Source organism: Aquimarina amphilecti (assembly GCF_900109375.1).
Classification (GTDB): domain Bacteria; phylum Bacteroidota; class Bacteroidia; order Flavobacteriales; family Flavobacteriaceae; genus Aquimarina; species Aquimarina amphilecti.
This window is the reverse complement of sequence record NZ_FOAB01000003.1, coordinates 141,937-148,619: the sequence shown is the minus strand read 5'-3', so window position 1 is coordinate 148,619 and position 6,683 is coordinate 141,937. Positions and strand designations below refer to the sequence as shown.

The 6,683-nt window shown below is 27.9% G+C and carries 6 protein-coding genes; all 6 read right to left on the bottom strand.

The window, feature by feature from the left end; genetic code table 11:
• Positions 1-456 precede the first annotated feature (456 nt).
• The 6 genes from BMY33_RS08360 to BMY33_RS08335 all read right to left on the bottom strand — a co-directional run bounded on the left by BMY33_RS08360 (position 457) and on the right by BMY33_RS08335 (position 6,622).
• Entirely contained in the window at positions 457-1,734 is a 1,278-nt protein-coding gene (locus BMY33_RS08360; protein ID WP_091407473.1) for a DoxX family protein, read from the bottom strand.
• A gap of 182 nt (positions 1,735-1,916) precedes the next feature.
• A complete protein-coding gene (locus BMY33_RS08355; protein ID WP_091407471.1) occupies positions 1,917-2,990 on the bottom strand; it encodes a 3-keto-alpha-glucoside-1,2-lyase-like domain-containing protein in 1,074 nt (357 codons plus the stop codon).
• 57 nt (positions 2,991-3,047) lie between these two features.
• Positions 3,048-3,917: a helix-turn-helix domain-containing protein gene (locus tag BMY33_RS08350; RefSeq protein WP_244542999.1), complete on the bottom strand. Its 870-nt coding sequence runs from the start codon at positions 3,915-3,917 to the stop codon at positions 3,048-3,050.
• 115 nt (positions 3,918-4,032) lie between these two features.
• On the bottom strand, positions 4,033-4,512 hold the full coding sequence (locus BMY33_RS08345; RefSeq protein WP_091407468.1) for a hypothetical protein: 480 nt from the start codon (positions 4,510-4,512) through the stop codon (positions 4,033-4,035).
• Between the two features lie 383 nt (positions 4,513-4,895).
• Positions 4,896-5,807 (bottom strand): helix-turn-helix domain-containing protein, encoded by a 912-nt coding sequence (locus BMY33_RS08340; protein WP_091407466.1) that lies wholly within the window; start codon positions 5,805-5,807, stop codon positions 4,896-4,898.
• Positions 5,808-5,974: 167 nt separating this feature from the next.
• Positions 5,975-6,622 carry a DUF2459 domain-containing protein gene (locus tag BMY33_RS08335; RefSeq protein WP_091407465.1) on the bottom strand — a complete coding sequence of 216 codons (648 nt, stop codon included), beginning with the start codon at positions 6,620-6,622 and terminating at the stop codon, positions 5,975-5,977.
• Positions 6,623-6,683: the final 61 nt, after the last annotated feature.

Below are 6,683 nucleotides of genomic sequence, written 5' to 3'. Positions count from 1 at the left end.
TTGATTGATTTGATGATTGAATGATGAATATTTTGATTGTTGTAGATTATCTATAACGTCTTTTAGCGTTCCAGATATTTCCGTTTGTTTTACTTGATTTTTTAGTGATTTGATTACTATCTAATGTTCTCATAATTTATATTGTTTTAAATTGTTATATACTTACTAGACGCAGATGTTTCATTTTTGTTACAGTACTATGTATAAAAAGGTACTATTTTAACATTTTTTAACGAAAATACTGAGGTTTTGAGATGTTTTTTGGGAAAAATAAAAGAATTTTGGCTAATATTTTCTTTGAAATTGGATGTGAGAAGGTGTTTATAACATATGATTGTTGTATCAAATTGTATACATATATTATACAAGTATATAAGTAAAGGTATAATGTAGTTTTCCTTCAGAGTTATTAATTCTGAGGATTAAGGACTTATATTATCAAGATGTTGAGGTTTTTTATTCTTTAAGATCGGTTATCCATCGCATTCCACTTTTTGTCAATCGATAATCTTTAAATGTTTTAACCTTAGTTTTAATCCAAAAAGTATCATCCTTATAAGAACCTTTAAAAATGAATATGTTATCGTCCAATTGATCATAAGTGAATGAGTGTGCTTTCTTTTCTGGATCGTTAAATTCATGAAAATCAATTGTTCTTTTTATTGTATCTGCTTCAAATAGGAAGTAAAGTTGTTTTTTGTCTTCTTGAATTATTTTTAAAGTTTCGGGTCTATAAGAGCTACCATTAATAGAGATATTCTTCCATCTAATATTAGTAGACTTTGGTATAGTATCACCGTTTACTATTTGAATTTCTATTTCATGAAATCCTGTCATACTAGGATACTTATATACTGTCTGAGATTGAATCCTATCCGAGAAGTTGATATAACTAGAAATTGTAAAATATAGTAATATACAAGCTTTTAGAATATAACCTACTTTTTTTGTTTTTTGGTTAGTAAATAATGGCTGTTCAGTAATTGAGTTCGCAGGCTTATTAAGTATAAAAAAGTTGACCATTCTTTTTAGGTCATTACTAATTAGTAAAACGGTCATAAATAAAAGATGAATAGCAAACATTTTTACTCTTACATCATAACCAATGTCGATAATAACAACATTAATCATAGCTATTAGTAAAATAAAAGCACCAATAAAGGTAGATCTTCTAAACAATAAAAGAACACCGCCTATTACTTCTACCCAACCAGTAGTCATCGTGTAGAATTTAGAATAACTCATAAATGTCCATAGATAACTCATACCATTTTGATTACCAATAGTATTTTCTAATCGATCCAGGTCCATTTCACCAAACTGGAGCATAAAAACCTTTGCTAGTCCATAGATTATAAGTGTTAATCCAATATGATATCTAAGAATAGTCCTGGTAAGAGTTTTTAATTTTTGATTATAATCAAGCTTAAATTTAGTATCTATTAGCATCCAAATTGTAGTGCCAAGAATAGAAAATACAGCTATCAATAGAAACCTACTATAGTCATATTTAGAATCAAAACCATTGAGAAGATTTTGTTTATCAAACTCCCAATTAAGAAAGGTTTCTCCGAACCAAACGGTAATCCCACGCCAAAAAGAAATATCAGAAGTGTCTAGTTCTCTGATATATTCGAACCCATAAGGATATATATAGAATAAAAGATAAAGAAATATAAATCTTAGAAAAATTTTACTGGATAAACTCCAATGTGGTGTTTCTATATAAGTCATTGTTTGATTGTTTGATCGATGAAAATCATAAAAATACAATCTTACTTCATATTTACCTTATATGGTGTAGATGTTTTTCATACAAAACGGTACACCTATATTTATTTGCTACATATTTTATAAGATTTTAGAGTGTTTATTTTTTTCGGTTTTAGATTTTTATTTACTATTAGTAATTGATTTTATTGCAATTTCGCCATAAGCCCCCAACCATTTGCTTTATCTATAACTACACAATGAATTGTATTGTTTCCTTTTTTAAGCGGCAAGTATAATGTATTGGTATTAATATCCAAGTGTCCCATATATTGGACTCCTTTTGTTCTAAACCCATTTTTACCCTCAAAAATAATTTTACCATTTAAATAGACTAGTATTGTATCACTGTAATCGAATGAAAAGAGTTTTGTTTCTTCTTTTTCCGAAGAAATATTTGTGAATGCAATAGTATAATCTTCGGTATTTTGTTCAAAATTCCCAGAGGAAGCTTTTTTAATGTATTTAGAAATAGGTAATAAACCTGATTTTTCTGTTGTAACAGTGATGTATTTTTCCTTTAAAAAATCTTTAAAATTAAGGCGTTGTCGATTGAATAATTTAGCCTCAGTAATTTTCCATTGTCTTATAATATTCAGATCCGTTGGTGTTTCTCTAACCTTTTCAGATTCTTTGCTAGATTCTTTCGGAGTTATTCTAAAATTAGAAAATCTGTTAGAGAACAGAGCAAACAAACCAATTTCACCTGATGTATTATCGGTTCTTAAATTAGAGATGGTCATCACTTTTTCATTGTTCACAAAAACTTCTGCTTGGTCATTATTTATTTCTATTCGAAGTGCATTCCATCCTTTATTTTTGAATAATACGTTGGCTTGATGTTCTCGGTATAACTGCCAGTTAGATTCATTATTAAAAATTGGAGTGTATTGCACCGCATCTGCTTGATTTGTTTTGTGCAGTCTCATATAAACTTCTTCCATAGTATTATCATTCTTTCTAAAGGTGATTCCTGCAAAACTTCTTACAGTATTGGCATATACATCAACTTCAATAGAACCGTTTATAAACTTCTGATTTTTTACAGTAATTCTACCTCTTTTTAGTAAAAGGGTTTCTCTATTGTCGAATTTTTCGAAAGTAGCTTCTTCTGTTACATTCCAGTTAGCGGCTATCATTTCAATTTTTGTTTTAGAAGTTTGTGAGAAGGAGACTAAAAAACATAAAGATAAGATGAGTGATGAAGAAATTTTTGTCATGATTTTTTATTTGCAAATATCTGATTGAATTATTCTAAATTCCGTATCAATTTACAATCAAAATCTATCGTTTTGGTAATTTTTCCTGTATGCTGTTGGATTTGTTCCTGTAATTGTTTTAAAAAAACGAGTCAAATTATTAGGTTCACTGAAGTGCAAAGCATCCGAAATCTCAGCGATAGTTTTATTAGAATAACGTAATTCTGTTTTTATTTCTAAAAGGAGTCTATTGTTAATTATTTCCTTTGTAGTATGTTTAGTATGTTCTTTTGCTAACGTATTTAGCTGATGTCTTGTAACATTAAGTAGATTACAGTAATCTGATACCGTATGTAGATTTCTAATGTTCTGTTCTAGTAAAGCCTTAAATGTGTAAATTATGGTGTTAGATTGTGTGTCTGGAGATATATGGTAGAAATTAGAATATAATCGATTTAACTTAGATAATGAGAAATACAAAAGAGAACGTAATATATGAGTACTATCGTTTTGATAATTATTTATCTCAGTGATAATTTCGTTGAAAGCTATTTTAATGATATTAAAATCTTCATTTTTCAAACATAAATACTGAGGATATTGTGTGTTGTAAAAATATTGTAATCGGTAAGTAAATAGAGTGTCATTAAAAAAATCTGATAAAAAATCACTCTGAAATACAAGATGAAATCCTTTTAGTTTATTTAGAGAAACCCTACAGCTTTTAGTTTGAAAAGGGGAGATAAAGAAAAAACTATTATCTGCAATTTCTATAAGATGTCCATTTAATTCAATACTTCCGCTTGCTTTTTCAAAAATCATGATTTCAAAAAAATCGGTCGTTTGTGGTTTAGGATCAAAAAACACATTTGGATTATTTTCGAACCTGTGTAAATCCATCAGCAATTCGAATCCATACTTCCTTTTTTCAAAAATAAATTTTCGCAAACTATTGTTTTTTATCTAAACTGAGAATTTAAATATTACGGAACACCATAAAAATAAAATAAATATTAGTGCAAAATCTAAATTCTTTATTGCTTAGTTCTCAATAATTATTTTATTAGCTCGTGGAAATTATTATGACTAAAGCAGAGAGGATAATTAATGATAGTAAGTAATAATTATGAACAAAGAGGCCACACAATATTAAGGACTCATTATCGACAGAAGATTCTATCAGTCCCGTTTTAGTTGAGCTTTTGTAATGAATTAATCTTTTTTGATTTTGAGAGATACTCCATTTTGAATTCCAGAAATTATCATGATTCCATTTATAACTGTCTCCGTTAAGAGAAATAATAGTTCCTCCTCTCCAACTATTGAATTTAATACTTCCTATAGGTTTGTTTAATGTTAAGTCTATGATATCTATTTCCGAATTAAAAAAAACCTTCTTTTTAAATTTCAGTTTAGTATCATTTAATTTTCCAATCGAAAAATTACTAAAAGAATGCTGGTTAAATTCTCCTATATTTTGATTACTTGATAATAGCGCGTATTTGGACGAAAAAAAATCTTTTTTCCAATTAATCTTTATCATTTTTCCTGTTTTTAAAGTGAAATTATGTGAAGCTTATAACTTTTATTTTGCTATTAGAGTAGCGTACTAAAAAATTAATGATAAGAATTATGAATATAGAAAGTTATTAGAAACCAGAAAATTATCAAAAATGAAATTCCCCATTGTAGATTAGTGTTTTTTTTAGCAACCTTAGTATTCATATTCATATTCATATTTATATGGTTTATTATATATGTATATGAAAAGCGATGTTTGTTACATATTGGCGTGAGCTTTTTGTTTTTAGCTCACAATAATTGTAAACTATTATTTCCAACACATTCTTGTATTTCAAAAAGTAGCGGATCATGTAACTATTTATTTAACTGGTATAATTGCATATATGATCATTCATGATATTTTTAATTCATTTTATACTTTTCTCTATATTCTGATGGGCTTATGCCTTCTTTTCTTTTGAATAATCTGGAAAAATATTGTGGATATTCAAATCCCAATTCATAGGCTACTTCAGATATACTTTTATTGGGTTTTAGTAAAATATTCTTGGCTTCGTCAATTAAGTATAATTGTAAATGTTCGGTTGTGGTTATGCCAGTTTCTTTTTTAAGTGTATCACTGAGATAGCGTTGTGAAACCGACATTTTATTTGCTAATTGTTCTATGCTTGGAATACCTCTTTCTTGTAATTTTCCAGTTTCAAAATATGATGTAATTTGTTTGTGGAATTGTTCCAATAAATTGTTGGATAGTTCTTTTCTATTTAAAAACTGTCTTTCATAAAAACGATTCGCATATTTTAAAAGGGTACTTAATTGAGAAATGATAATTTCTTTACTAAATTCATCTTGGTTGTTTTGATATTCGATTTCAATATTTTTTGCAATAGATTCTATCAACATTTCTTCTTTTGGCGAAAGATGTAAAGCCTCATTTACTGAATAGGAAAAAAAACCAAATTTCTTAATCTGTTGTGCTATTTCAGTACCTTTAATAAAATCTTCGTGAAAGTTTACTGAAAATCCTTTTTGCTCAAAAACTACACGACTATCCCATTGCAAAACTTGTCTTGGTGCAACAAAAATTAATGCTCCATTGGTAAAATCATATTTTGTTCGTCCATAGTTTAAGTCTCCTTTTACAATTTTCTTTAAACTAATGGAATAGCAATCATTTATAATAGGTGGAGAACTCTTTCTGTGGCATGGAAGAAAACTTTCTCCAGCCGCAAACAAGACACTCAGCATTGGATGTTCAGGACGAGGTAGCTCCAAATAATCTAAAAACGATGAAAGTGTTTTGAAGTGTTGCATATAAATCTCACAGTTTTTAAGTTTTTTCTTTAGTTACTGCCCAAAAATAACCTTCCTCTTTAGCTATCTGTATATATAAATCTTGGTAAAATGTCGGTTGCAAAATTGAGCTTTTTGTTTAAAAAGTTCTACGTTTTAATCTTTTTAGAATAATTTTTCTGATGTGTTTATTGATACTTATCCAACAATCCAAAGTCAAAAGGTGTCCAAAGACAAGATTTTAATCCACTTTCTTTAAATCCTATATTTACCCAACTATTGCAAGTTTTAAAACAAGAGTAACTTCCATTAGACTTGTAGAAATCATCCATAGAAGAATAACCTTTGTTTTTGAGTATAATTTTCATCCCATTTTCATTACTCTCAAAAGTATGTAGTAAGTAAGTATTTAATTTTTGTAATTCCAACTCATTTACTTTTATTTCCACCCAATCTGTGCGTTTTCGTTGATATCGAGTTACATGCATTAACGTTGCACTCTGTAAAAACATGGCTTTAAATGCATTGGTAAAGGTTAAATCACCCCAAGTTGGTGTGTTAATATAAAAATTTTCATCTCCCCAACCGAATGATAAATAATTTTCATTTTCATTATGCTTTATTCCAAATAGCACTAAACTATCTATATCTTTTTTTGGTATAATGATATCTAAATGAACTCCATTAGTACTTAAATAAATTGATTTATCTAAGCTGTTAGTATCTGTTTTTCGATCAATTGTTATTGTAGTTAAAATAAGGGAAGTAATTATGTATGTTATTGGAATTAATAAAAAAAATAAAAACCATTTAAGTACCTTTTTTATAATCTTCATATAGTTTTATTCATAGGTTGACTAATGGTTTAACAATGATTCATTAAAAGATAGTTTTTGA

Coding starts and splice junctions, on each gene's coding strand:
- BMY33_RS08340 (WP_091407466.1), bottom strand. CDS start 5,807: ATGCAACACTTCAAAACACTTTCATCGTTTTTAGATTATTTGGAGCTA.
- BMY33_RS08345 (WP_091407468.1), bottom strand. CDS start 4,512: ATGATAAAGATTAATTGGAAAAAAGATTTTTTTTCGTCCAAATACGCG.
- BMY33_RS08335 (WP_091407465.1), bottom strand. CDS start 6,622: ATGAAGATTATAAAAAAGGTACTTAAATGGTTTTTATTTTTTTTATTA.
- BMY33_RS08360 (WP_091407473.1), bottom strand. CDS start 1,734: ATGACTTATATAGAAACACCACATTGGAGTTTATCCAGTAAAATTTTT.
- BMY33_RS08355 (WP_091407471.1), bottom strand. CDS start 2,990: ATGACAAAAATTTCTTCATCACTCATCTTATCTTTATGTTTTTTAGTC.